General features: G+C 60.2%; 20 protein-coding genes. 11 read left to right on the top strand and 9 right to left on the bottom strand.

All coding sequences use genetic code 11. The features are described from left to right. Window positions 1-5: 5 nt before the first annotated feature. The 3 genes from AACY52_RS05975 to AACY52_RS05965 all read right to left on the bottom strand — a co-directional run bounded on the left by AACY52_RS05975 (window position 6) and on the right by AACY52_RS05965 (window position 5,156). On the bottom strand, window positions 6-2,183 hold the full coding sequence (locus AACY52_RS05975; RefSeq protein ID WP_339437991.1) for a hypothetical protein: 2,178 nt from the start codon (window positions 2,181-2,183) through the stop codon (window positions 6-8). Window positions 2,184-2,387: 204 nt separating this feature from the next. Next, window positions 2,388-4,652 carry a bifunctional diguanylate cyclase/phosphodiesterase gene (locus AACY52_RS05970; protein ID WP_339455707.1) on the bottom strand — a complete coding sequence of 755 codons (2,265 nt, stop codon included), beginning with the start codon at window positions 4,650-4,652 and terminating at the stop codon, window positions 2,388-2,390. 138 nt (window positions 4,653-4,790) lie between these two features. After that, entirely contained in the window at window positions 4,791-5,156 is a 366-nt protein-coding gene (locus tag AACY52_RS05965; RefSeq protein ID WP_339437993.1) for a YkgJ family cysteine cluster protein, read from the bottom strand. 250 nt (window positions 5,157-5,406) lie between these two features. Here AACY52_RS05965 and AACY52_RS05960 point away from each other — a divergent pair, with 250 nt between their 5' ends. Further along, complete coding sequence (locus AACY52_RS05960) at window positions 5,407-6,753, top strand: MFS transporter (protein ID WP_339455705.1); 1,347 nt, start codon at window positions 5,407-5,409, stop codon at window positions 6,751-6,753. A 175-nt stretch (window positions 6,754-6,928) separates the two neighbouring features. Here the strand turns inward: AACY52_RS05960 and rapA are convergent, their stop codons facing one another. Further along, window positions 6,929-9,775: an RNA polymerase-associated protein RapA gene (gene rapA, locus AACY52_RS05955; RefSeq protein WP_339415014.1), complete on the bottom strand. Its 2,847-nt coding sequence runs from the start codon at window positions 9,773-9,775 to the stop codon at window positions 6,929-6,931. A gap of 219 nt (window positions 9,776-9,994) precedes the next feature. Between rapA and AACY52_RS05950 the strand changes: the two genes are divergently transcribed. Next, entirely contained in the window at window positions 9,995-10,336 is a 342-nt protein-coding gene (locus AACY52_RS05950) for an aspartate-semialdehyde dehydrogenase (protein WP_339435920.1), read from the top strand. Here AACY52_RS05950 and AACY52_RS05945 read toward each other — a convergent pair. From AACY52_RS05945 to AACY52_RS05935, 3 genes are all read right to left on the bottom strand, one after another. Further along, window positions 10,333-11,514, bottom strand: coding sequence for an aminotransferase class V-fold PLP-dependent enzyme (locus AACY52_RS05945; protein ID WP_339530460.1), 1,182 nt, complete (start codon window positions 11,512-11,514; stop codon window positions 10,333-10,335). The genes AACY52_RS05950 and AACY52_RS05945 overlap by 4 nt on opposite strands. After that, window positions 11,511-11,981, bottom strand: a complete 471-nt coding sequence (locus tag AACY52_RS05940) for a RidA family protein (protein WP_339415011.1) — start codon at window positions 11,979-11,981, stop codon at window positions 11,511-11,513. The genes AACY52_RS05945 and AACY52_RS05940 overlap by 4 nt, the downstream gene beginning before the upstream one ends. A gap of 90 nt (window positions 11,982-12,071) precedes the next feature. Then, window positions 12,072-12,938 carry a LysR substrate-binding domain-containing protein gene (locus tag AACY52_RS05935; protein WP_339560347.1) on the bottom strand — a complete coding sequence of 289 codons (867 nt, stop codon included), beginning with the start codon at window positions 12,936-12,938 and terminating at the stop codon, window positions 12,072-12,074. A gap of 130 nt (window positions 12,939-13,068) precedes the next feature. On the opposite strand from AACY52_RS05935, the gene AACY52_RS05930 reads away from it, so the two are divergent. Both AACY52_RS05930 and ccoM read left to right on the top strand, forming a co-directional pair. Further along, window positions 13,069-13,230 (top strand): hypothetical protein, encoded by a 162-nt coding sequence (locus AACY52_RS05930; RefSeq protein ID WP_017137225.1) that lies wholly within the window; start codon window positions 13,069-13,071, stop codon window positions 13,228-13,230. A 143-nt stretch (window positions 13,231-13,373) separates the two neighbouring features. Continuing rightward, the gene (gene ccoM / locus AACY52_RS05925) at window positions 13,374-13,490 is read left to right on the top strand and encodes a cytochrome c oxidase subunit CcoM (protein WP_305884516.1); all 117 of its coding nucleotides are present in this window, start codon (window positions 13,374-13,376) and stop codon (window positions 13,488-13,490) included. Window positions 13,491-13,652: 162 nt separating this feature from the next. On the opposite strand, the gene AACY52_RS05920 is transcribed toward ccoM, so the two are convergent. Together AACY52_RS05920 and AACY52_RS05915 are read right to left on the bottom strand one after the other, a co-directional pair. Then, window positions 13,653-15,128: an inorganic phosphate transporter gene (locus tag AACY52_RS05920; RefSeq protein ID WP_049709598.1), complete on the bottom strand. Its 1,476-nt coding sequence runs from the start codon at window positions 15,126-15,128 to the stop codon at window positions 13,653-13,655. Window positions 15,129-15,442: 314 nt separating this feature from the next. Then, window positions 15,443-15,643, bottom strand: coding sequence for a hypothetical protein (locus AACY52_RS05915; protein WP_003189295.1), 201 nt, complete (start codon window positions 15,641-15,643; stop codon window positions 15,443-15,445). 557 nt (window positions 15,644-16,200) lie between these two features. On the opposite strand from AACY52_RS05915, the gene pcaR reads away from it, so the two are divergent. The 7 genes from pcaR (at window position 16,201) to pcaG (ending at window position 22,838) form a co-directional block, all read left to right on the top strand. Next, the gene (pcaR, locus tag AACY52_RS05910) at window positions 16,201-17,043 is read left to right on the top strand and encodes a pca regulon transcriptional regulator PcaR (protein ID WP_314564805.1); all 843 of its coding nucleotides are present in this window, start codon (window positions 16,201-16,203) and stop codon (window positions 17,041-17,043) included. Between the two features lie 142 nt (window positions 17,044-17,185). Next, on the top strand, window positions 17,186-18,526 hold the full coding sequence (locus AACY52_RS05905) for an MFS transporter (RefSeq protein ID WP_339427812.1): 1,341 nt from the start codon (window positions 17,186-17,188) through the stop codon (window positions 18,524-18,526). 186 nt (window positions 18,527-18,712) lie between these two features. Further along, window positions 18,713-19,570: a CoA transferase subunit A gene (locus AACY52_RS05900; RefSeq protein WP_339415009.1), complete on the top strand. Its 858-nt coding sequence runs from the start codon at window positions 18,713-18,715 to the stop codon at window positions 19,568-19,570. Then, entirely contained in the window at window positions 19,570-20,349 is a 780-nt protein-coding gene (locus tag AACY52_RS05895) for a CoA-transferase subunit beta (protein ID WP_339415008.1), read from the top strand. Before AACY52_RS05900 ends, AACY52_RS05895 begins: the two co-directional genes overlap by 1 nt. Continuing rightward, window positions 20,346-21,548, top strand: a complete 1,203-nt coding sequence (gene pcaF, locus AACY52_RS05890) for a 3-oxoadipyl-CoA thiolase (protein WP_339415053.1) — start codon at window positions 20,346-20,348, stop codon at window positions 21,546-21,548. The genes AACY52_RS05895 and pcaF overlap by 4 nt, the downstream gene beginning before the upstream one ends. 17 nt (window positions 21,549-21,565) lie before the next feature. After that, window positions 21,566-22,270: a protocatechuate 3,4-dioxygenase subunit beta gene (gene pcaH, locus AACY52_RS05885; RefSeq protein WP_339415007.1), complete on the top strand. Its 705-nt coding sequence runs from the start codon at window positions 21,566-21,568 to the stop codon at window positions 22,268-22,270. A 1-nt stretch (window position 22,271) separates the two neighbouring features. Next, on the top strand, window positions 22,272-22,838 hold the full coding sequence (pcaG, locus tag AACY52_RS05880) for a protocatechuate 3,4-dioxygenase subunit alpha (protein ID WP_339415006.1): 567 nt from the start codon (window positions 22,272-22,274) through the stop codon (window positions 22,836-22,838). The last annotated feature ends 157 nt before the right edge of the window (window positions 22,839-22,995 follow it).

Below are 22,995 nucleotides of genomic sequence, written 5' to 3'. Positions count from 1 at the left end.
ATGCCTCAGCCGGTCTTACCGGTGTGGTTATTCAGCGAAATAACCTTGGTCTTCCCGATCCGGTGACGATAAATCTCACGCAAGTACTTGATGGCCTTCTTCACGCAGTCCCGCGACAGGCGGATGTCATTGATCGACACAAACTTGTCTTTGTCGTTGATCAACTCGCGGTACTTCTTCTCATACATCGGCTTGATCGCGTACCAGTTGGTGTCGAGGATCTTCGCCGGGTTCTCGAACTCGTTGAGTAGCTCGTCGATACGGTCTTCGTCGAAGTCCTCGTGGATGATGAAGTCCAGGATCGAGTTGTCCAGGGTGTCATCGAAACGGTACGGGTTGCGCGCAAAGCAGCGTTTGATAAACGCCACGATCAGCGTCAGGAAGTCATCCGACAGGCACGGGCTTTTCGCGATCAGGGTGGTCAGCGACAAGTTGGCTGAGGCACCGATCACCAAGGCGTAGCGCTTAAGCGTGGTGTTGGGGAACAGGCTGTTGAGGTGAGTCTTGAGCCGGTTCAGGTCCATGTAGGACAGCTTGTAGTCCTTGGGCAGGGACACGATCGAGACCACTGACGAGCAGTTCTTGAAGAAGTGCAGGTCATGCAGCGCTGCCGCGTCGTAGCCGGAGTTCTTGTACTGCTCCAGGGAGGCCTTGTAGCGTTTGGATTCGATCGGCAACAGGCTGATGCCTTCGATGGCCTGGGTGACCTTGTTGAAGTGCGGCAGGTCGATGGAACGGAAGAACAGGTCGTCGATGTTCAGGCGCTGTGGCTCTTTCTCGAATACCTTGAATTTGTCATTCGACGGTGCCGGCGTTTCCGGAACCACGGACTCGGCGTAGGCAATCGCCACCGGGCCGGCCAGGCTCATGAACAGGTCGTTGGCATCCAGGCGAATGGTTTCGCCGATGTCGATGCCGGCGCGGCGGAAGTAGTTCTGGTCGTAGTCGGTGGTGACGGCCTGGGCCGTGAGGATGTTGAAGATCTGCTGGGAAATGTACTGGTTGGCGTGTTTTTCCATGGCATTGACGTCAATGTTCTGAATATTGCCGTCATCGCTCTCTTCGGCGTAGCGCATGATGTCGTTGGAGATCAGCATCATCGCGTTCCACGGCCGGATGCGGCCCTTCACACTGGCTTCGCTGCTGTCTTCGTTGTCGAAGTTGTAAGAGAAGTCCCATTCTTCCGACAGGTATTTGCACAGCAGTCGCCCGGCGTTGATGTGCAGCGCCTCGGACATTTCGCTGCGGTGGTCGGAGATATTCGGCAGCACGCAGATGCCGCTGGTGAAGATCGGCTCGAACACAAACGCGTGGCCGCTTTTGCTGTCGTGCTCGTCGGCGGGCTTGGTGTCGAATGTCTTGTTCATGTACGAGTGTTGCTGGGCCAGACCGAATTCCGAGGCCATGCCCGAGCCGGTGCCGCCGCCGGCGCTGAAGATCGAGAAGTACAGGCGCGACTGGTTGGCCTTGATGCCGCAGGAGTCGATCAGGTACGAGTGGATCATCTTCCAGTCGGGGCTGGAAAAACGCTGGGTGTCTTTATTGAGGATGATCTTGGCCAGGTACTGGCCGAGGATCGGCGCGTTACCGGCGCCACCGGCATGGACTTCCGAGAGGTCCATGATTTTCATCTTGCTGTAGTCGCGCAGGAAGCCGCTTTTTTCGCCCTTGCGCGAGAAGCGGATGCGCCCTGCGATGTCCTTGTCCAGGTCGCCGAGCATCACCAGTGGTTCCACCAGGAACACCGGTTTGCTCGCCTTGCCGCTGCCCAGGCGCAGGTTGTTGCGGATCCACTGGGCCGGGCTGTAGCCCTTGTCCTGCGACTTGTCTTCGTTGCTGAACTCGTTCAAATAGAACTTGCGCGCGTTGTACACCAACTCCGCCACGTCCAGCGCAATGTTCGAACCGCAGCGGCCCAGGCCGATCAGGCACACCGAGGGGAATTCCTGCTCATTGCGCGGATCGCTGTCGCCTTCCTGGTGGGGCGGGCGCGGGAACACCATGTCACGCAGGCCATCGAGGTTGTCGAGGATGCGGTCGGTATTGGTTTCGGTGAAGTACAGGTATTGCTGGGTGGCCAGCGGCCGGGCGGTGCTCAATGACTTTGAACCTGAGGGTTTGTCCGCAGGAGCTGGGAGCAACACGTCGGATACCACGGTGGCAGAGCTATTTTTAGAGGTCATTTTGCGCCATGTGCCTGGACGGATGGCTGAAACAAATCAAAGGGCCATCACGGAATGGGTGTTCGCGACTTTGCAGTGCGTCCTTGTCTTGGGCGAAGGGGGATAACCCTGGTTTCTCCAGGGAAAACCTGGCCGGACTCTGATGAATCGGCCGTTTGTCGGCGTTCTTTAGGCGAATGATGGCGAAATGCCAAATGTTGGGCGTCAGCGAATTGGCCTGACGATGGACTTTGAGCCGCCGCGGCTTGAGGACGTTTCTTTCGGCGAGCTGTTGTCTTTGGTGTCCACCACGCTGCGCGGGTAGATCGGGTTACGCATGTTGATGCTCTGGATCACACCAATGATGTCACTGGCCGCCACTGCTGGGCTCAGCAGGTAACCCTGGACGAAATCGCAGTCATGCTTGAGCAGCAGCTCGAATTGCGCCTGGGTTTCGACGCCTTCAGTGATTACCTGCAAGTGCAGGGTGTGGGCCATGCCGATAATTGCCTGAACGATCTCGATATCCGTGGTGGACTTGGGAATATCCTGGATAAACGAGCGGTCGATCTTCAAGGTATTGAGCGGCAGGCGCTTGAGGTAGGCGAGGGACGAGTAGCCGGTGCCAAAGTCGTCGATGGCCAGTGACACGCCCAGCGCGCGAATTTGCCGCAGCAGCGTCAGGGTGCTGCTGATATTGCCCATCAGCGCATTTTCGGTGACTTCCAGCTCCAGGCGGGTGGCGGCGACGCCGCTGAAGCGCAGCGCATCTTCGATTTCATCCGCCAGCTCGTCACGGGCGAGGTTCAGGGCCGAGCAGTTCACCGACATCGTCAGTTCGGTATAGCCTCTGTCAGAAAGCATTCTTAGGTCATGACAGGCTTGGCGCAACACCCAGTGGTCCAACTCGGCAATCAGCCCATTGTTTTCGGCGATGCCGATAAACCGATCTGGCGCCAGCAGGCCGTGCTTTGGATGTTGCCAGCGTACGAGGGCCTCCAGCCGCGTAACTTTGCCCAGTTTCATGTCAAAGATCGGTTGATAGAACAGCACCAGTTGGTTGTGGGTGCGCAAAGCGCCGCGCAGTTCCTCTTCCAATTGCAGCTCGAGAAAGGCGCGAGCTTTCAGGTTGGAACTGAAGAAGTTCAGGTTATTGCGCCCAGTGTCCTTGGACTGATACAGCGCCAGGTCGGCAGTTTTCAGCAGCTCCTCGCAGGTGAGGCCGTCATCGGGGAACAGGCTGATGCCGATGCTGGTGGTCATTACCATGCGTCGACCGGCCAGCTCGATGGGTTCTTTCATCTGTTGCATGATGCGCTGGGCCAGGTGCCGGGCTTCGTCGCGGTGGTGGATGCTGATCAGGATGCAGAACTCATCGCCGCCGAACCGCGCAACCACGTCGGCATGGCTGCGCACCGAGCCCTTGATATGCGCGGCCAGCACGGTGAGCAACTGGTCACCTGCGTCATGCCCGAGGCTGTCGTTGATGCGTTTGAAGTGGTCGATATCAAGAAAAATCACCGCCATCATGCCGTGGGAGGCGGTTTTTTCGGCAAGCTTCTCTGCAAAGATCTGATTGAAACCCCGGCGATTGAGCAGGCTGGTCAGGGCGTCGTAATGGGCCACTTGTTGCAATGAAGCGCGCGCCTGATCCAGTTCGCTGAGCAACGCATTAACCCGGCGCAGGTCGCGTTCCTTATGCTGCAGTTTCTTGTCGGCCAGGGCAGCACTGATGCTGCTGCCAATCACCAGCAGGGTGATGACCGCCACCGACAAGCCCAGCTGGATAGGGTTGTTACCCGAAGGCAATGAGAGGTCAGCCCCGGTGGGCACTATTAATTGCATCGCGGCCATGCCGGTAAAATGCATGCTCAGGATTCCCGCGCCCAATACCAGGCTGGCGGTGTATTTGAGCAGTTGATGAAACATGCCGGTGCCGGTGCGCAGGTAGCTCGACAGTAACAACGCAGCCAGGCTTGCGCCCATGGCGATGGCCACCGAGGCTATGAACAACTCTGTCTCAAAATACAGCTGGGCCTGGGAACGCATGGCCGACATGCCGACGTAATGCATCAAGGCGATGCTGGCGCCCATCCATAGGGAGGCCAGCCCATACTGGTGCAACCGCAGGCGAGGATGGCTGAGGGTCTGCATGGCGATCAACGAGGCGATCAGCGCGATGAGCAAGGACGCGAACGTCATCAACAGGTCGTAGTGAATCGCGATAGGCGCCTGGAAGGCCAGCATGCTGATGAAGTGGGTGGACCATATCCCGCCAGCCAGGCAACTGGCGCCGAGCCAGCGCCAATGGCGCTGCGCGGTCGGGTCCTCGACATGACCTACGCGCTCAGCCATGTCGAGCGTGCCGAAGCCTGCCGCGCAAGCGACGAGGTAGGCCAATAGCACCAAAAAGGGGTTATGACTGCAATTGAGTAATAAATGCCCGCTTTCTGGAAGCCCGGTGAAAAAATGCAGACCCAGCCATTCCATAGCATGCCCTGTCATAGCGTCACGTCACTGCCTACGGCGATGACCTATTAGGTCGAGTATAGAGGCCTTAGGGAATTTGCCATGGGTGATGGCACTTTGCTCTGAATTATTTTGGCATCCTGCTCATAGCGTTTGATGCTAAGCGCTGATGGGCAGCGCCAATTCGAAGGGCGCTTGCAACGGCGCCAAGCCAAACGCGGCGCGTGCGGCATCGCAATCGACGTTCTGCAGGCCCTGGCTCCACGACGCGTCAAACTCGCGGCAGGGGCTTGAGCGTTGCTCATAGATCGAGCAACTCGTCCCTTTACCCACTTCACCTTCAAGGCTGCAGCAGCGGACGGGCTTCTTGTCGGTACCGATCATCGCCACGCGCGTTGGGTTGATTTGCACCACCAGGTCGTCGGGCACCGTGCCCCCCGATGAGGCGCACTCTCCCCAGAAGAAAGACACACGAAAGTATGAACAGCAGGCACCGCAACTCAGACACGGACTGGCTTCGGACATGGGCGTCATCAATAGGATAAGGAGAGGGGGGACTACGGGAAGGCTCGCCATTCTATCCGTGCCATGGCGGTTGGGAAGGGGGGCGCGGACTTATATTTTCGTAGCCAAAGTCCCGCAGCACCGGGTGAAATCATGCCCTATCAGCTTTACGAATCATTACAGACAACCGCCGCCCGCCTGACTATGTTGCAGGTACCGGGCAGGATGCAGCGGGCATCGCAGCTCTCATAACAATAAAAGAGACGGACCCATGCAGAACTCGACCCAAGCGGCGAATGCCTGGCGCATTCTGTTCCTGCTGTTCCTGGCCAATCTGTTCAACTTTTTCGACCGCACCATTCCGGCGATCATCATTGAGCCAATCCGTATGGAATGGCACCTGAGCGACTTCCAGCTCGGCATCATCGGCACCGCCTTCACCCTCGTCTACGCCATCGCCGGCTTGCCCCTGGGGCGTATGGCCGACACCGGCTCGCGCAGCAAGCTGATGGGGTGGGGCCTGTTCGCCTGGAGCGGGCTGACGGCGGTCAACGGCCTGGTCGGCAGTTTTTGGACGTTTTTGCTGGTGCGCATGGGCATCGGCATCGGCGAAGCCAGCTATGCGCCAGCGGCCAACTCGCTGATTGGCGACCTGTTCCCGGCGCACCGTCGCGCGCGGGCCATGGGCATTTTCATGCTGGGCTTGCCATTGGGGCTATTGCTGGCGTTTTTCACCATCGGTTGGATGGTCAAGGCGTTTGACAGCTGGCGCGCACCGTTCTTTATCGCGGCAGTGCCGGGGCTGATCCTTGCGGTGTTCATGTTCTATATCAAGGAGCCCAAGCGCGGCGCGGCGGAAACCGTGCAGGTTTCCCAGGAACGCATCGATCGCCCGGTTCGCCGCGTGCTGGCGGTGCCCACCTTCCTGTGGCTGGTGCTGGCCGGGCTGTGCTTTAACTTTGCCACCTACGCCTGTAACTCGTTCCTAGTGCCGATGTTGCAGCGTTACTTCCTGATGCCGCTGCAAGACGCCGCCGTGGCCACCGGGGTGATCGTCGGCCTGACCGGCCTGGTGGGCCTGACCCTCGGCGGCTGGATCGCCGACAAGATCCATCAACGCGTTGCCAATGGCCGGCTGTTGTTCGCCGCGTTCAGCCTGATCATCTCCACCGTGACCACCGCCTGGGCGTTGTACGCCGGGCGCATCGAGATTGGCGTATTTGTGGCGTTGTTCAGTGTGGGCTGGTTGTTTGCCTATAACTTCTACACCTGCGTGTACACGGCGATTCAGGACGTGGTGGAACCGCGCCTGCGGGCCACGGCGATGGCGCTGTTTTTTGCCGGGTTGTACTTGCTGGGTGGGGGGATGGGGCCGATCGTCGTGGGTGGGCTTTCCGATCATTTTGCCCATTCTGCGATGTATGCGGCGGGGGCGGAACAGATGACGGAGGCCTATAAAGCGGTGGGTTTGCATGACGCCATGTACCTGATTCCGGTGGCGCTGTTCTTGACCATGTTGTTTTTGTTTCAGGCGTCGCGCTGTTTTGTGCGGGATGCCAAGCGGATGAAAGAGGGGTTGGTGGCGGTGCAGGTGCCGGCTGCTGTGGCTACGGCTTGAGACCGAGTTGACCCTTTCGCGAGCAAGCCCGCATTTGGAATGCGTTCCCCTGTGGGAGCGGCGGTGCGACGATTCGACTTGCTCGCGAAGAGGCCATCACAGGCAGCAATATGCTCAAGCGAATAAAAAAGGCCCGCATTGCGCGGGCCTTCTTGTTAGCGGAGTAGGGCGGTAATCAACCCGCCACCAACACCCGAATCGCCTCCAGTCGCAGCGCCGCTTTATCCAGCATGGCCAAGCCTTGCTCGCGCTGGTTGCGCAGGGCAACCAGCTCGCTGTCACGCACGGTCGGGTTGACCGCTTGCAACGCGGTCAGGCGCGCCAGCTCTTCGTCAGTGTCCGCCGCCAGGCGACGTTTGGCATCGGCTACGCGCTCGGCGTGGCGCGGGGTGATCTTCTCTTCGCCGGCGTTGATCCGTGGCGTCAGATGGTCGCGCTGGGCCTGGATAAACTTGTTGGCGCTGGCCCGAGGCACGCTTTCCAACTGGTCGTTGAGGGTTTCGAACGACACGCGGCCCGACAGGTCGTTGCCATTGGCGTCCAGCAGACAGCGCAGTGCCGCCGGCGGCAGGTAACGACCCAGTTGCAGCGCGCGCGGCGCTACCACTTCGCTGACGTAAAGCAGCTCCAGCAACACGGTGCCCGGCTTGAGGGCCTTGTTCTTGATCAGCGCCACGGCGGTGTTGCCCATGGAGCCGGACAGCACCAGGTCCATGCCGCCTTGCACCATCGGGTGTTCCCAAGTGATGAACTGCATGTCTTCGCGCGACAGTGCCTGGTTCCGGTCGTAGGTGATGGTCACACCTTCGTCGTCGCCCAGGGGGAAGCTGGCGTCGAGCATTTTTTCGCTGGGCTTGAGGATCAGCGCGTTTTCCGAATGGTCTTCGCTGTCGATGCCAAACGCGTTGAACAAGGTTTCCATATAGATCGGCAGGGCGAACTGGTCGTCTTGTTCAAGGATGTCTTCCACCAGTGCATCACCTTCACCCGCGCCGCCGGAGTTGAGCTCCAGCAAGCGGTCGCGACCGGTGTGCAGCTCCTGCTCCAGGCGCTCGCGTTCGGCGCGGGCCTCGTCGATCAAGGCTTGCCACTCGCCGTCGTCGCCGTTTTCCAGCAGCGGCAGCAGGCGCGGGCCGAACTGGTGCTGCAAGGCGTTGCCGGTCGGGCAGGTATTGAGAAACGCGTTCAGCGCTTCGTGGTACCACTGGAACAGACGCTCTTGCGGGCTGGTTTCCAAGTAAGGCACGTGCAGTTCGATCACATGCTTCTGGCCGATCCGGTCCAGACGGCCGATCCGTTGTTCCAGCAAGTCAGGGTGGGACGGCAGGTCGAACAGCACCAAATGGTGGGAGAACTGGAAGTTACGGCCTTCACTGCCGATCTCGGAGCAGATCAGCACCTGGGCGCCAAACTCTTCATCGGCGAAGTAAGCGGCGGCGCGGTCACGCTCGAGGATGTTCATGCCCTCGTGGAACACCGTGGCCGGAATGCCGGAGCGCACTCGCAGGGCGTCTTCCAGGTCCATCGCGGTTTCGGCGTGGGCGCAGATCACCAGGACCTTGGTGCGCTTGAGCATTTTCAGCTGGTCGATCAGCCACTCGACCCGTGGGTCGAAGCGCCACCAGCGGTTTTCTTCTTCGATGTCCGGCTGCGACTGGAAGCTGACTTCCGGATAAAGCTCGGCGTGCTCGCCCAGCGGCAGCTCAAGGTATTCGTCCGGGTTCGGCAGCGGGTAAGCGTGCAGCTTACGCTCCGGGAAGCCCTGCACGGCGGCGCGGGTGTTACGGAACAGCACGCGCCCGGTGCCGTGGCGGTCGAGCAGCTCACGCACCAAACGCGCGCTGGCTTCGGTGTCGCCATCGTTGACGGCGGTGAGCAGTGCTTCGCCTTCGTTGCCGAGGAAACCCTGGATGGTCTTGTGGGCTTTTGGCGACAGGCGACCTTTGTCCAACAGCTCTTGTACCGCTTCGGCCACCGGGCGATAGTTTTCGCTTTCGGCGCGGAAGGCGTGCAGGTCGTGGAAACGGTTCGGGTCCAGCAGGCGCAGGCGCGCGAAGTGGCTGTCCTGGCCCAGTTGTTCCGGGGTGGCGGTGAGCAGCAGCACGCCGGGAATCACTTCAGCCAACTGTTCGACCAATGTGTATTCGGGGCTGGCTTTCTCTTCATGCCACACCAGGTGGTGGGCTTCGTCGACGACCAGCAAGTCCCAGCCAGCCGCGAACAGTGCGTCCTGGGCCTTCTCGTCGTCCACCAGCCATTCCAGCGCGACCAGCGCCAGTTGGGTGTCTTCGAACGGGTTGGCGGCATCGCTTTCGATAAAACGTTCTTCGTCGAACAGCGCGACTTGCAGGTTGAAGCGCCGGCGCATTTCTACCAGCCACTGGTGCTGCAGGTTTTCCGGGACGAGGATCAGAACGCGATTGGCGCGGCCCGAGAGCAGTTGGCGATGGATCACCAGGCCGGCTTCGATGGTCTTGCCCAAGCCTACTTCGTCGGCCAGCAATACCCGAGGCGCGATACGGTCAGCGACTTCACGGGCGATGTGCAGTTGGTGCGCGATAGGTTGCGCGCGCACGCCGCCCAGGCCCCACAGCGAGGACTGCAATTGGCGGCTGGTATGTTCCAGGGTGTGGTAGCGCAGCGAGAACCAGGCCAGCGGGTCGATCTGCCCGGCGAACAGACGGTCGCTGGCCAGGCGGAACTGGATAAAGTTGGAGAGTTGGGTTTCCGGCAGGGTGACCTGCTCGTTCTCCCCTTTGAGGCCGTGGTACACCAGCAAGCCGTCGACATCGTCGACTTCCTGCACGGTCATCTTCCAGCCTTCGAAATGGGTGATGGAGTCGCCCGGCGAAAACCTTACGCGGGTGAGGGGCGCATTCCGTAGCGCATACTGGCGAGTGTCGCCAGTGGCCGGATAGAGCACGGTCAACAAGCGGCCGTCCTGTGCCAGAACGGTGCCTAACCCCAGCTCTGCTTCGCTGTCACTAATCCAGCGTTGCCCCGGTTGATACTGCTGCGCCATGCTGCCTGACTCCCGCCGTGAAAAAGCCGACTATCTTAACGGAACAAGGCCCTCATCCAAAGGACTCTGACAAAAACTACTCCGTTTGGTGGACGCATTCAGCGCTGAATCGACGGGTGGCGGGCACTTGCCAGTGTCGACTGGGTCACAGCCTGGCGAGCTTCTGCTCAAGTCACCCTGCAACCCGCCGACAGCCTGTTGATCAGGAGAGTAATCATTATGCTGCCACCCATGTTGCCCGTCAGCGTTGTGCCGGTGACGTCACAACTTGATCCGGTGCGCCAGAAGCCGGATATCCCGCCCGTGGTGCCCGTTCAGCCGAGCTCCAATGAGAGCACCATCGACCTGAAAAAGGGCGACGCCGAGACTTCGGCGTTTTTGCTGCGCGAAGAACAACGCCGCCAGCAGGAACAACAGAAGCGCCGGCGTGAAGCCGATGAAGATCCAGAGCAGCACCTGGCCATTCCGGGGGATGTGCTCAACGCCGACAACACCGTGCCGGTGATTCCACTGATCGAAGACGCGCCGCGCCAGGGCCTGTGGGTCGATGTCGAGGTTTAGTCGCGCAACTCGCGTAAGGCCGCTGACAGCAACGCGATATCGTCCTCGTTGTTGAGCGGGCTGACTGAAATCCGCGCCACGCTTTGCAGGCCTCGCGCTTGCATATCCAGCGGGGTATACGCCACGCCGTTAGCGCCGATATTGATGCGCTTCAAGCCCAGGCGCCGTTTGAGTTCGAAGGCGTCCCAACCGGCCAGGTTGAAAGCGATCAAGCCTGATTGACGGGCGCCCAAGTCATGCAGGGAGATGCCCGGCATCTCACGCAACGCTTCGCGAATTCGCTCACTGGTCTGCGACACTTGCTCCCAGACACGCTCGATGCCCAGTCGATTCATCTCCTGCAACGCATTGCCCAGCCCGGCCAGCAAGGCAAACGACGTCTCGCTGGTTTCAAAGCGGCGGGCATCGTTGCGCAGGTCGAACCCCTGGGCGGTCCATGGCGCTGAAAACACGTCACGCTGAGCAGGCTTCAATCGCTCGAGAAACGCCGGGCGCACATACAACAGCGCTGTACCACGTGGCCCGCGCAGGTGTTTTCGACCGGCCGACTTGAGCACATCACACTGCAGCGCCTGCACATCTACTGGCATCTGGCCGACGGCTTGGCCGGCGTCGATGAAATAAGGGATGGCGTGGCGCCTGGCGACCTCGCCGATGGCCTGGGCGGGGTTGATCAGGCCACCGTTGGCCGGCAGCCAAGTGAGGTCGATCAACTTCACATGGGCATCGATCATTGATGCCAGCGCCACTGGGCAGGCCGCTCCACTGTCATCGCAGGGGATGACTTCGATCCGTGCTCCGGCTTGCACGGCCAGTTCCATGCTCGCCAGGTTACCGCCCCACTCGTGACGGCCCACCAGAATGCGGTCGCCGGGCTGCCAGCGGCCCAAGGCCTGGAAGGCCATGCTCCAGGCGGTCGAACCGCTGCTGGCAAAGGCAATTGAGGACGCCGGCGCATTGAGTAACTGCCCGGCGGCGCTGCGGGCTTTTTCTAGCAGCGCCTCGCCGTGTTCGCCGGCCTCCATCGGACCGTCGCGGGCTTCGCGTTGCAGCTGCGCGATGATTGCGTCGAGGGTCGCCTGGCTGGGCAGCGAGGCGCCGGCATGGTTGAAATGCACGATGCCGGACTGGCAGCCTGGTGTTGCATCCCGCAATTGTTGGATTTCGCGCGGGCTCATGGGCGCAACTCAAAAATCGCATCAACCTCCACCGCCACGCCGGCCGGAAGGCTGGAAACGCCCACGGCGGTACGCACATGCCGACCTTTTTCGCCGAGGGCGTTGACCAACAGGTTGGAGGCACCATTGGCGACCACGCTCTGTTGCTTGAAATCAGCGTGGCTGGCGATAAAAACGCCCAGGCGCAGCGTGCGCATCAGGCGTGACAGGTCATCACCCAGCGCATCGTTCAACTGAGCCAGCAGGCTCAACACGGCGAGTTCCGCCGCTTGTGCGCCTTCTTCGTCACTCAAGGATTCACCCAGCCGGCCCACGTAGGCAGGTTTACCGTCCACCAGTGGAATTTGCCCAGAGATGAACAACTGGTTCTGGCTGATGACGTGGCTGATGTAGTTGGCAGCCGGTTGGCTGGGGACGGGCAGCGTGAGACCGAGCGCTTGCACGCGTTGGCGGATGGAGTCGCTCATGATGAATCCTCTTGAGTCAGGAGGTTTCAGCATGTTGGTTGCTCAGATAGGCGACAAACGGATAGATCTCACGCGACGTATCGAAATCACTCACGCGTCGGCGCAGGTTTCCTTCAGCCACTGGCTGAAACATACGGCTGCTTCACTCGTCGTGCCCTGCGGGGCGACGAGCCAGTAGCCAATGTCGCTGTGATAGGGCGGCCAATCGAAGGCTTGTACCAGGCTGCCGTCCAGGAGCTTGCGCTCGATCAGGCGATGACGGCCCATGGCGATGCCTTGGCCAGCCAAAGCGGCTTCAACCACGATGTTGTAGTCGTGCAGCATCACACGGGGGTGGTTGGCGAGGTCGACGTGGTAATGCTCAGACCAATCGGTCCATTCAAACGGGCGGTGCGAAGTGGCCATCAGCAGCGGGCCGTCATGCCGGGCCTTGAACGCCGGGCTGCACACCGGGGAGAGGATTTCCGGCATCAGTAGCGTGGCCTGTACATCGGGCCAATCGCCCTTGCCATAGCGGATGGCCAGGTCGACCTCGGCGGCTGCGACGTTCGCCAGCTGGATCGCCGGCAACAACTCCACTTGGATGTGCGCGTAGCGGTTGAGAAAACCGGCCAGGCGTGGTGCCAGCCACAGGGTGGCAAAGGAGGCCAGCAAGCCGATGCGCAATACCGTGGCGCTAGGGGGCACGCGTTGGGCACGGGTAGCGGCGGCAATGGCGCCAAGGGCCGGGCTGATTTCATCGTAGTAACGTTGGCCGTCGGCAGTCAGGTCAATCGCGCGCGTGCGTCGGATAAACAGCGGTTTGCCCAAGTGTTGCTCAAGTTTCTGTACTTGATGACTCAGGGCGCTCTGGGTCACCGACAACTCGTTCGCGGCCTTGATAAAACTCAAATGCCGCGCCACGGCTTCAAAGGCGCGCAGCGCCAGCAACGGCGGAAGGTCCTTGTGCAGTGCCACCTGAGTGCGTCTCCTGATAGGGAAAAGTACCGATTTTGTGGGATGGCCTGCCTTTTGTCGCCCGCTGATTTGCCGTTGGGCGGGGGAGGCCGCATTATTGAGCCATTCTAGCCACCACGTAAGCCAAGCCATGAGTGAAGACGACAAACTGATCGACCTGAATGCCGAACGCGCCAAGCGGGTGCACGACCTCAATGACAAGCGCTTGAATGAAGTACGCCAAGCGTTTGAACAGGCAATGCCGCTCGGCAAAGTGAAGAAGAAACCTAAGAACAAGCCCAAAAAGCGTTGAAACAGCCTGCATCCGTTGATGCAGGTCAGTTATTTCCCTTCTTTACGCCCCGTCGTGGGCGACATTGATCCCCGTCAATTTTTCAATCCGCCTTCTCCATTAACTTAGCCCTATCGCAACAGGGCAAGTGCAGGAGGCCGGTCATGTTTTTCGATAATGTGGTGTTTGCCGGAGTGCTGACAGTGAGCCTCATGGTGATGTTTTTTGTAGGGTTTGGATTTTTTATCTGGAAAGACGCGAACAAGCGTAAAAAATCATAGGTTTTTCCGGGTTACATGAGCACGCAAGGCATTTTGGGCGACTTCGGTCGCCCTTTTTTTGCCTGTTATTTGATCGCTGAAGATCAACTTTGGGTATGGAGTCGGGGCATAAAAAAAGGTGCGACCCTCGCGGATCGCACCTTTTTTATGGCTGCTAGGCTATCAGCTACCGAGTGCCCAGGAGGCCAGCCAGAACAACCCGGCCGACAAGCCCACGGTTGCCGGCAGCGTCAATACCCAGGCCATCAGGATGGTTTTGACGGTGCCGCCTTGCAGGCCGCTTTTGTTCGCGACCATGGTGCCGGCCACGCCCGAAGAGAGCACGTGGGTAGTGGACACTGGCAGCGCGAAGATGTTGGCAAAGCCAATCATGGTCGCGGTGGTGATCTGTGCCGACATGCCTTGGGCATAGGTCATACCCTGCTTGCCGATCTTCTCGCCGATGGTCAGTACCACACGTTTCCAGCCCACCATGGTGCCCAGGCCCAAGGCCAGTGCGACGGCGAGGATGACCCAGAACGGCGCGTATTCGGTGGTGGCGGTCAGGTCTTTGCGCAGCTTGTCGAGGTCGGACTTCTCACGCGCCGGCAGACCTGGCAATTTGCCGACTTTCTTTGCGGTATCGTCCAGGCAGAGCAGGTAGCGGCGCACTTCAATGCGGTGATCGGCGGTCAACGAATGGTAGTCGGAGACACCTTTCAAAGTACCCAGCAGCGCGTTGATGGTCGGCTCGGTCTGCTGCGGGTTACAACGGAACTTGCCCGGCAGGTCATCCTTCACGCTTTTACCCAAGGCCAGGAATTCACCCAGAGTCTCGTGGTTGCGCTGGTAGAACTGGTTCAGGTGCAAGGTCGCGTCGCGGGTACGCTCGATCTGGTAAGTGGTGCTGCCCAGGTCGAGTACAAACTGCGCGGGCACGATGCCGATCAGCACCAGCATGATCAGGCCGATACCTTTCTGACCGTCGTTGGAGCCGTGCACGAAGCTCACCGCCATGGCAGAAATCACCAATACCAAGCGGTTCCAGAACGGCGGGTGCTTCTTGTCATCAAGTTTGCGGCGCTGGTCCGGGGTCTTGTGCATCTTCGACAGCGGGCGCCACCACTTCAGGCCAATCAGCACAAGGGCTGCGACCAGAAAGCCGGCCATCGGCGAGAACACCAGGGAGGCGCCGATATCGATCGCCTTCTGCCAATTCACACCGTCAGCCAGGGGGATGTCGTTGATCAGCGCATTGGCCAGGCCGACACCAAGGATCGAGCCGATCAGGGTGTGGGAGCTGGACGCGGGAATACCGAAGTACCAGGTGCCCAGGTTCCAGGTGATCGCCGCAGCCAATAAAGAGAAGACCATCGCCAATCCATGGCCGGTGTTCACATTAATCAGCAACTCCACCGGCAGCAAATGCACGATGGCGTAGGCGACACCGACACCACCGAGCAACACGCCGAGGAAGTTGAACACCCCGGAGAAGAACACGGCCAGGTGCGGCGGCATGGCTTTGGTATAGATGACTGTGGCCACCGCGTTAGCGGTGTCATGAAAGCCATTGATGAACTCGAAGGCGAGGACAAAGGCCAGGGCGAGCAGCAGGCTCACTAGAACCCAAGCATCCAGTCCGCTGAATAAATCGATCATGAAGGTTTTCTGACCCGGTCGTAAGGGGGCGCGATTATGCCAGAAAACCTCAGTAATCGATGCACTAGCTGCTCATCGGTAACAATCTTCCTTGAAAAAAACCGGCGCTAGGGTGCGCATCCCAGGGATTTCGGGGCTTTGGCAAGTCTTTGATTCATAAAGCAGAGGGGTTGCGGGGTAGGGGGTTGTCACAAAAACGTCACGTCTGAAACATTTGTATGAAATTTTACAGCTGGTGGTGCAATGCAAGGTGGCCGGTTGCTGGCTATATGCCAGCAACCGAGGCCAAAACCTTGAGTGCCAAACCGAATCGCTTATGGCTCTTCGGTTTTGAGTTCCTGTTCAATCTTTTGGATTTCTTGGGCAAACGCCTGGTCGAGGAGACTGGCTCGCTTGCGCCAGGGTTTGCGTTCAGGCTCAGGCTGGGCGGCGTAGGTGGTGACTTCCCCGCCGTAAACGTCCTTGTAACGTTGCTCCTGGCGCTCAAGTTCCGCGCGCAGTTCATCTTTCGTCACATCGTTACCTAATTAAGTTGAGTGTAAATACGTTGCAGCGTTATGCCTGAATGCCGTTCCTGGCGTCTTCCAAGTTGAACCGTGAAAATGTCCGAGTTTGAAATAGGGACGGGCGGCCACACTGTTAGTGCAGTCATTCAAAGCAGGTAGTTGCGGTCGTCAATGCACAGCGTGCATCACCGGGCGAGCGCTGCTTTCGAGAGTAAACCGGGCAGACCTGTACACAGGGTGCATTATAGCGGTGCATTTGAATAACACTATCGGCATAAAGTTAAAAAGCGTCAACTTTGTGTGAGCATTTTGTTACACGGGTGTGTCGCTAATTTCGTGAATTCTGGCGTCATAAAATGAACCCAACTTCAGACTTTATTAAGTCTGACTTCATTTTACTGCGTTCCGCTGGCTGGCCAGGGGAGGGCGCCAGCAAATTGCGATAATCGAATGACTGTCCGATAATCGCACAATGTTCTCGGCCCCGCCTTGTGCACGCGGCCGACGCGACTTGTAATAGCAGCCAAACCTCCCCTGCGGTTGACAATAAGAGTAAGGACCCCGACATGAACGATCAATTGCGCAACTCTTTCGCGTCAGTGGCGCCGCCGATCGTTGCGTCCCCGGCCAAGCGTATCCAGGCGTTCACCGGTGATCCGGACTTCATGACCTCCCTCGCCCGTGGCCTGGCGGTGGTGCAAGCGTTCCAGGAGCGCAAGCGCCATCTCACCATCGCCCAGATCAGTCATCGCACCGAGATCCCCCGCGCCGCCGTGCGCCGTTGCCTGCACACCTTGATCAAGCTCGGTTACGCCACCACCGACGGGCGTACCTATTCGCTGCTGCCCAAAGTCCTGACCCTGGGCCATGCCTACCTGTCGTCCACGCCACTGGCGGTCTCGGCCCAACCGTACCTGGACCGCATGAGTGAGCAGCTTCACGAAGCCTGCAACATGGCCACCCTCGAAGGCGACGACATCCTCTATATCGCCCGTTCGGCCACCACCCAGCGCCTGATTTCCGTGGACCTGTCGGTGGGTGGGCGGTTGCCGGCCTATTGCACCTCCATGGGCCGCATATTGCTCGCGGCGCTGGACGACGCCTCGCTGCAGGATTATCTCGACCACGCCGACCTGCAAACCAAGACCAGCCGCACCTTGACCACGCCGCAGGCCTTGTTCGAATGTCTGCAGCAAGTGCGTCAACAGGGCTGGTGCATCGTCGACCAAGAGCTTGAGCAGGGCCTGCGTTCCATCGCCGTGCCGGTGTATGACGCCTCGGGCCAAGTGTTGGCCGCGCTGAACGTCAGCACCCACGCCGGACGGGTCAGCCGTGCTGAGCTGGAACAGCGCTTCTTGCCGAGCATGCTGAGTGCCAGCTGCGAGCTGAGTGCGCAGCTGTTTGCCTAAGCTGTTCGGTGACCGCACAGATCCTGGTTTGATCAATTGACGGTGTTTCCTCAGGCTTATTAAGGTGCGGCAGCGCTGTCAGCGCCAAATAATAACGACGACCCCAGGTCGTCAGCCCGCCATCGGTGTGGAAATAACAATAATGACTCAGCCCTCTGTCGGTACCACGCTGGACGTCCAGTCCTTCATCAACACCCAGCCACTGTCACGCTATCAGTGGCGCGTGGTGATCCTGTGTTTCCTGATTGTCTTCCTTGATGGCCTCGACACGGCCGCCATGGGCTTTATCGCGCCTGCGCTGTCCCAGGATTGGGGCATCGACCGCGCCAGCCTCGGCCCGGTGATGAGCGCCGCGTTGATCGGAATGGTCTTCGGCGCGCTCGGCTCCGGCCCGCTGGCGGATCGCTTCGGGCGCAAGGTGGTGCTGGTAGGCGCGGTGTTGGTGTTTGGTGCGTTCAGCCTGGCGTCTGCCTACAGCGCCAACGTTGATCAGTTGCTGGTGCTGCGCTTTCTCACCGGGCTGGGCCTGGGGGCCGGCATGCCGAATGCCACCACGCTGCTGTCCGAATACACCCCGGAACGCCTTAAGTCGCTGCTGGTGACCAGCATGTTCTGCGGCTTCAACCTGGGCATGGCCGGCGGCGGGTTTATTTCGGCCAAGCTGATCCCGGCGTTCGGTTGGCACAGCCTGCTGCTGATCGGCGGCATCCTGCCGTTGATCCTGGCGGTGGTGTTGTTGGTGTGGCTGCCGGAGTCGGCGCGTTTTCTGGTGGTGCGCAATCGCGGCTCCGACAAGGTGCGCAAAACCTTGTCACCCATCGAGCCTTCAATCGTTGCCCAGGCCACCCGCTTCAGCGTGCCTGAACAAAAAACCGTCAAGGCGCGCAACGTGTTCGCGGTGATTTTTTCCGGCACCTACAGCGTCGGTACGTTATTGCTGTGGCTCACCTACTTCATGGGCCTGGTGATCGTGTACCTGCTCACCAGTTGGCTCCCGACGCTCATGCGCGACAGCGGCGCCAGCATGGAGCAGGCCGCGTTTATCGGCGCCTTGTTCCAGTTTGGTGGTGTGTTGAGCGCGGTGGGCGTGGGGTGGGCGATGGACCGGTTCAACCCTCACAAGGTCATCGGCATTTTCTACTTGCTGGCCGGGGTGTTTGCCTACGCGGTAGGGCAGAGCCTGGGCAATATCACCGTGCTGGCGACCTTGGTGCTGATCGCCGGGATGTGCGTCAACGGTGCGCAGTCGGCAATGCCGTCCCTGGCCGCACGCTTCTACCCGACCCAGGGGCGCGCCACCGGCGTGTCGTGGATGCTCGGCATCGGCCGCTTCGGCGCGATCCTTGGCGCTTGGATGGGCGCCACCTTGCTTGGCTTGGGTTGGAACTTCGAGCAGGTGCTCACCGCGCTGGTGATTCCGGCTGCATTGGCGACGGCCGCCGTGGTGATCAAAGGCATGGTCAGCCACGCCGACGCGACCTGATGCGTATTGCAAGCCAGCTCCCACATTGACCGAGTCCCTTCAGATGATTAGCAAGGCAACAATATGTTCGATTATCGAACGCTTAGTCGATTATCGGATTGTTTGGCTCATTTCCCCAGCTTAATCTTCAAGCACTTCGGCGCCACCTCAGCGCCTTTTTCGATCCACACTGGGAGCCCGAACCCCATGGCTGAAATCCTCGCGCTGCGTGACGCGGTGAAGCAATTTGTGAACGACGGCGACACCGTCGCTCTGGAAGGCTTCACTCATCTGATCCCTACGGCAGCGGGTCATGAAATCATTCGTCAGGGTAAGAAAGACCTGACGCTGGTGCGTATGACGCCTGACCTGGTCTACGACCAGTTGATCGGTGCCGGTTGCGCCCGCAAGCTGATTTTTTCCTGGGGCGGCAACCCGGGCGTTGGCTCCCTGCATCGCCTGCGCGATGCGGTCGAGAAGCAATGGCCGCAACCGCTGGAGATCGAAGAGCACAGCCACGCCGACCTGGCCAATGCCTACGTCGCCGGTGCTTCCGGCCTACCCTTCGCGGTACTGCGTGCCTACGCCGGTTCCGACTTGCCCAAGGTCAACCCGCTGATCAAGACCGTGACCTGTCCGTTCACCGGCGAAGTGCTCGCTGCGGTGCCGTCGGTGCGTCCGGATGTCACCGTGATCCATGCGCAAAAAGCCGACCGCAAGGGCAACGTGTTGCTCTGGGGCATTCTTGGCGTGCAGAAGGAAGCGGCACTGGCGGCCAAGCGTTGCATCGTCACCGTCGAGGAAATCGTCGATGACCTCAACGCGCCGATGAACAGCTGCGTGTTGCCGACCTGGGCCCTGACTGCGGTGTGCCATGTACCCGGTGGCGCCCACCCTTCCTACGCCCATGGTTACAACGAGCGGGATAACCGCTTCTATCAGGCGTGGGACCCAATCGCACGCGACCGTGGGACCTTTACCGCCTGGATTGACGAATACATCCATGGCACTGCCGATTTCACTGAATTCCAGGCCAAGCTGGCCGCCGCCCAGGAGGCCAAGTAATGGCTTACTCGACCCATGAAATGATGACCGTCGCCGCCGCGCGGCGCCTCAAGAACGGCTCCGTCTGCTTTGTTGGCATCGGCCTGCCGTCGAAGGCGGCCAACCTGGCGCGCCTGACCTCGTCGCCGGATGTGGTGCTGATCTACGAGTCCGGCCCGATTGGCGCCAAGCCCAGCGTATTGCCGCTGTCCATCGGCGACGGCGAGCTGGCGGAAACCGCTGACACCGTGGTGCCGACCGGTGAGATCTTTCGCTATTGGCTGCAGGGCGGGCGCATTGACGTGGGCTTTCTTGGTGCGGCCCAGGTCGACCGTTTCGGCAATATCAATACCACCGTGGTCGGTGACTACCACCAGCCTAAAGTGCGCCTGCCGGGTGCCGGTGGCGCGCCGGAGATCGCCGGTTCCGCCAAGAGCGTGCTGATCATCCTCAAACAGTCGGCGCGTTCGTTTGTCGACAAGCTGGACTTCATCACCTCGGTCGGCCACGGCGAAGGCGGCGACTCGCGCAAACGCCTGGGCCTGCCAGGCGCGGGACCGGTAGGGATTATTACCGACCTGTGCATTATGGAGCCTGAAGAGGGCACCCACGAATTCGTGGTTACCGCGCTGCACCCCGGTGTTACCCGTGAACAGGTAGTGGCGGCGACCGGCTGGGCGATTCGATTTGCCGACAAGGTCGACACCACCGCTGAACCGACCGATGTAGAGCTGACCGCTTTGCGTGACCTTGAAGCACGTACCGCGGCGGCCCATGGCCAAGCGCCGGGAGAAGCCTGATGCGCGACGTATTTATCTGTGACGCCATTCGTACCCCCATCGGCCGTTTCGGCGGTGGCTTGTCCACCGTGCGTGCCGATGATTTGGCGGCGTTGCCGATCAAAGCGCTGATCGAGCGCAACCCTTCGGTGGATTGGAGTGCGGTTGATGAGGTGTTCCTCGGTTGTGCCAACCAGGCCGGCGAAGACAATCGTAACGTGGCACGCATGGCGCTGTTGCTGGCGGGCCTGCCGGAGAGCATTCCAGGCGTGACGCTCAACCGCCTGTGCGCCTCGGGCATGGACGCCATCGGCACGGCCTTCCGCGCCATTGCCAGCGGTGAAATGGAGCTGGCGATTGCCGGTGGCGTCGAGTCGATGTCCCGTGCGCCGTTCGTGATGGGCAAGGCCGACGCGGCGTTTTCGCGCAACATGAAGCTGGAAGACACCACCATCGGCTGGCGCTTTATCAACCCGTTGATGAAGGCCCAGTACGGCGTGGATGCCATGCCGCAGACCGCCGATAACGTCGCTGACGATTACCACGTATCCCGCGCCGACCAGGACGCCTTCGCCCTGCGCAGTCAGCAACGCACCGCTGCCGCGCAAGCCGCTGGGTTCTTCGCCGAAGAAATCGTGCCGGTGCGGGTTGCCCATAAAAAAGGCGAGACTGTTGTCGAGCAGGATGAACATCCACGTGACACCACGCTGGAAACCCTGGCCAAACTCAAACCGGTCAACGGCCCTGACAAAACCGTCACCGCTGGCAATGCGTCGGGTGTGAATGACGGTGCGGCAGCGTTGATCCTGGCCTCCGCCGACGCCGTCAAGAAACACGGCTTGACCGCCCGCGCCCGCGTGTTGGGCATGGCCAGCGCTGGCGTCGCACCGCGCGTGATGGGCATCGGCCCGGTGCCGGCGGTGCGCAAACTGGTGGAGCGGCTGGGCCTGGCGGTCACCGACTTTGATGTGATCGAACTCAACGAAGCCTTCGCCAGCCAAGGCCTGGCGGTGCTGCGTGAACTGGGCATCGCCGACGACGCGCCGCAGGTCAACCCGAATGGTGGTGCCATCGCCCTCGGCCACCCGTTGGGCATGAGTGGCGCGCGGCTGGTGCTGACCGCCTTGCATCAACTCGAAAAAACCGGCGGCCGCAAAGGCCTGGCGACCCTGTGCGTGGGCGTCGGACAAGGCTTGGCCCTGGCGATTGAACGCATCTAACACGAGAGGATTGTTCCATGAGTGACAAGCCCGGATACCGACGCCCGCAAGCGGGCACCCAACCTGATTACCTGCACCCGGCCTACCAGTCGACAAACCTGCGCTCGCCGTCCCAGCCGTTGGTGTTCTTGCCACACTCTTTGTCGGAAATCACCGGCCCGACGATCGGCGCCGAACGGATCAATGAGAAGGACAATGACCTCACTGCCCAGCATGAGGGCGAACCCCAGGGCGAGCGCATCATCATTCACGGCCGCGTGCTGGACGAGAATGGCCTGCCGGTGCCGGGCATTCTTGTGGAAATCTGGCAGGCTAACGCCGCCGGCCGCTACAACCACCAACGCGACCTGCACGATGCACCGCTGGACCCGAATTTCACCGGCACCGGTCGCACCGTGACCGACGCTGACGGCGGGTACCAGTTCCAGACCATCAAGCCCGGTGCCTACCCATGGGGCAATCACCACAACGCCTGGCGCCCGGCGCATATCCACTTTTCGCTGTTTGGCCCGAGTGTGCTGACGCGCCTGGTCACGCAGATGTACTTCCCCGGCGACCCGCTGTTGGAATACGACCCGATCTACAACTGCGTGCCGGATACCTCGGCCAAGGAACGCCTGATCGCCCGTTTCGACCTGGAAAAAACCGTCCCGCACTACGCCCTCTGCTACCGTTGGGACATTGTCCTTCGCGGCCGCGACGCCACGCCGATGGAGAAATAAGATGACACTCAACGCGACCACGTCCCACACCGTTGGGCCTTATTACCACATTGGCCTGACCTGGCTGAACCGCGAAGACCTGACCGTGGCCGCCACCCTTGGCGAGCGTGTGGCGATCAGCGGGCAAGTGGTGGATGGCAACGGCGATGTCGTCAACGACGCCATGCTTGAAGTCTGGCAGGCCAACGCCGCCGGTAAATATGACCACCCCGAAGATGAGCAGGACAAAGCGCTGGACCCGAACTTCGAAGGTTTCGGCCGCGTGCCGGTGGATGCAGAAGGGCGATTTCGCTTTACCACCATCAAGCCGGGCGCCGTGCCGGGGTTGAAGGGCACGACCCAGGCGCCGCATCTGGTCGTGCTGGTGTTTGCGCGAGGGTTGGTGAAGCACCTGCTGACGCGGATTTATTTTGACGGTGAGCCGATGAATGGGGATGACCCGTTGTTGGCGTGTGTGGCGGCGGAGCGGCGTAGCACCTTGATTGCCAAGCCGGATGCGGCGGGTGTGCATCAGTGGAATGTGGTGTTGCAGGGGACGAATAAGGAAACGGTGTTCTTCGATTATTGATCGGTAGCAGCGGCAAGTTTCAAGCGGCAAGCTACAAGGAAAAGCAGGCGATCGCTGTCGCTCTTCTCTTGCAGCTTGCCGCTTGAAACTTGTCACTGCTTCAAATGCGGAACATGGTTGTTGCAAAGTATGTCTAGGCTATAACCGTTCCCACTGA

The sequence above is a fragment of the Pseudomonas sp. EA_65y_Pfl1_P113 genome (assembly GCF_963970525.1).
GTDB classification, from domain to species: Bacteria; Pseudomonadota; Gammaproteobacteria; order Pseudomonadales; family Pseudomonadaceae; genus Aquipseudomonas; species Aquipseudomonas tritici.
This window is presented reverse-complemented; position numbering and strand designations above follow the sequence as displayed.

Coding starts and splice junctions, on each gene's coding strand:
- AACY52_RS05920 (WP_049709598.1), bottom strand. CDS start 15,128: ATGATCGATTTATTCAGCGGACTGGATGCTTGGGTTCTAGTGAGCCTG.
- AACY52_RS05965 (WP_339437993.1), bottom strand. CDS start 5,156: ATGTCCGAAGCCAGTCCGTGTCTGAGTTGCGGTGCCTGCTGTTCATAC.
- AACY52_RS05975 (WP_339437991.1), bottom strand. CDS start 2,183: ATGACCTCTAAAAATAGCTCTGCCACCGTGGTATCCGACGTGTTGCTC.
- AACY52_RS05905 (WP_339427812.1), top strand. CDS start 17,186: ATGACTCAGCCCTCTGTCGGTACCACGCTGGACGTCCAGTCCTTCATC.
- AACY52_RS05950 (WP_339435920.1), top strand. CDS start 9,995: ATGCTGCCACCCATGTTGCCCGTCAGCGTTGTGCCGGTGACGTCACAA.
- ccoM (WP_305884516.1), top strand. CDS start 13,374: ATGTTTTTCGATAATGTGGTGTTTGCCGGAGTGCTGACAGTGAGCCTC.
- AACY52_RS05900 (WP_339415009.1), top strand. CDS start 18,713: ATGGCTGAAATCCTCGCGCTGCGTGACGCGGTGAAGCAATTTGTGAAC.
- AACY52_RS05930 (WP_017137225.1), top strand. CDS start 13,069: ATGAGTGAAGACGACAAACTGATCGACCTGAATGCCGAACGCGCCAAG.
- pcaR (WP_314564805.1), top strand. CDS start 16,201: ATGAACGATCAATTGCGCAACTCTTTCGCGTCAGTGGCGCCGCCGATC.
- AACY52_RS05940 (WP_339415011.1), bottom strand. CDS start 11,981: ATGAGCGACTCCATCCGCCAACGCGTGCAAGCGCTCGGTCTCACGCTG.
- pcaH (WP_339415007.1), top strand. CDS start 21,566: ATGAGTGACAAGCCCGGATACCGACGCCCGCAAGCGGGCACCCAACCT.
- AACY52_RS05945 (WP_339530460.1), bottom strand. CDS start 11,514: ATGAGCCCGCGCGAAATCCAACAATTGCGGGATGCAACACCAGGCTGC.
- pcaG (WP_339415006.1), top strand. CDS start 22,272: ATGACACTCAACGCGACCACGTCCCACACCGTTGGGCCTTATTACCAC.
- AACY52_RS05970 (WP_339455707.1), bottom strand. CDS start 4,652: ATGGAATGGCTGGGTCTGCATTTTTTCACCGGGCTTCCAGAAAGCGGG.
- AACY52_RS05960 (WP_339455705.1), top strand. CDS start 5,407: ATGCAGAACTCGACCCAAGCGGCGAATGCCTGGCGCATTCTGTTCCTG.
- AACY52_RS05895 (WP_339415008.1), top strand. CDS start 19,570: ATGGCTTACTCGACCCATGAAATGATGACCGTCGCCGCCGCGCGGCGC.
- rapA (WP_339415014.1), bottom strand. CDS start 9,775: ATGGCGCAGCAGTATCAACCGGGGCAACGCTGGATTAGTGACAGCGAA.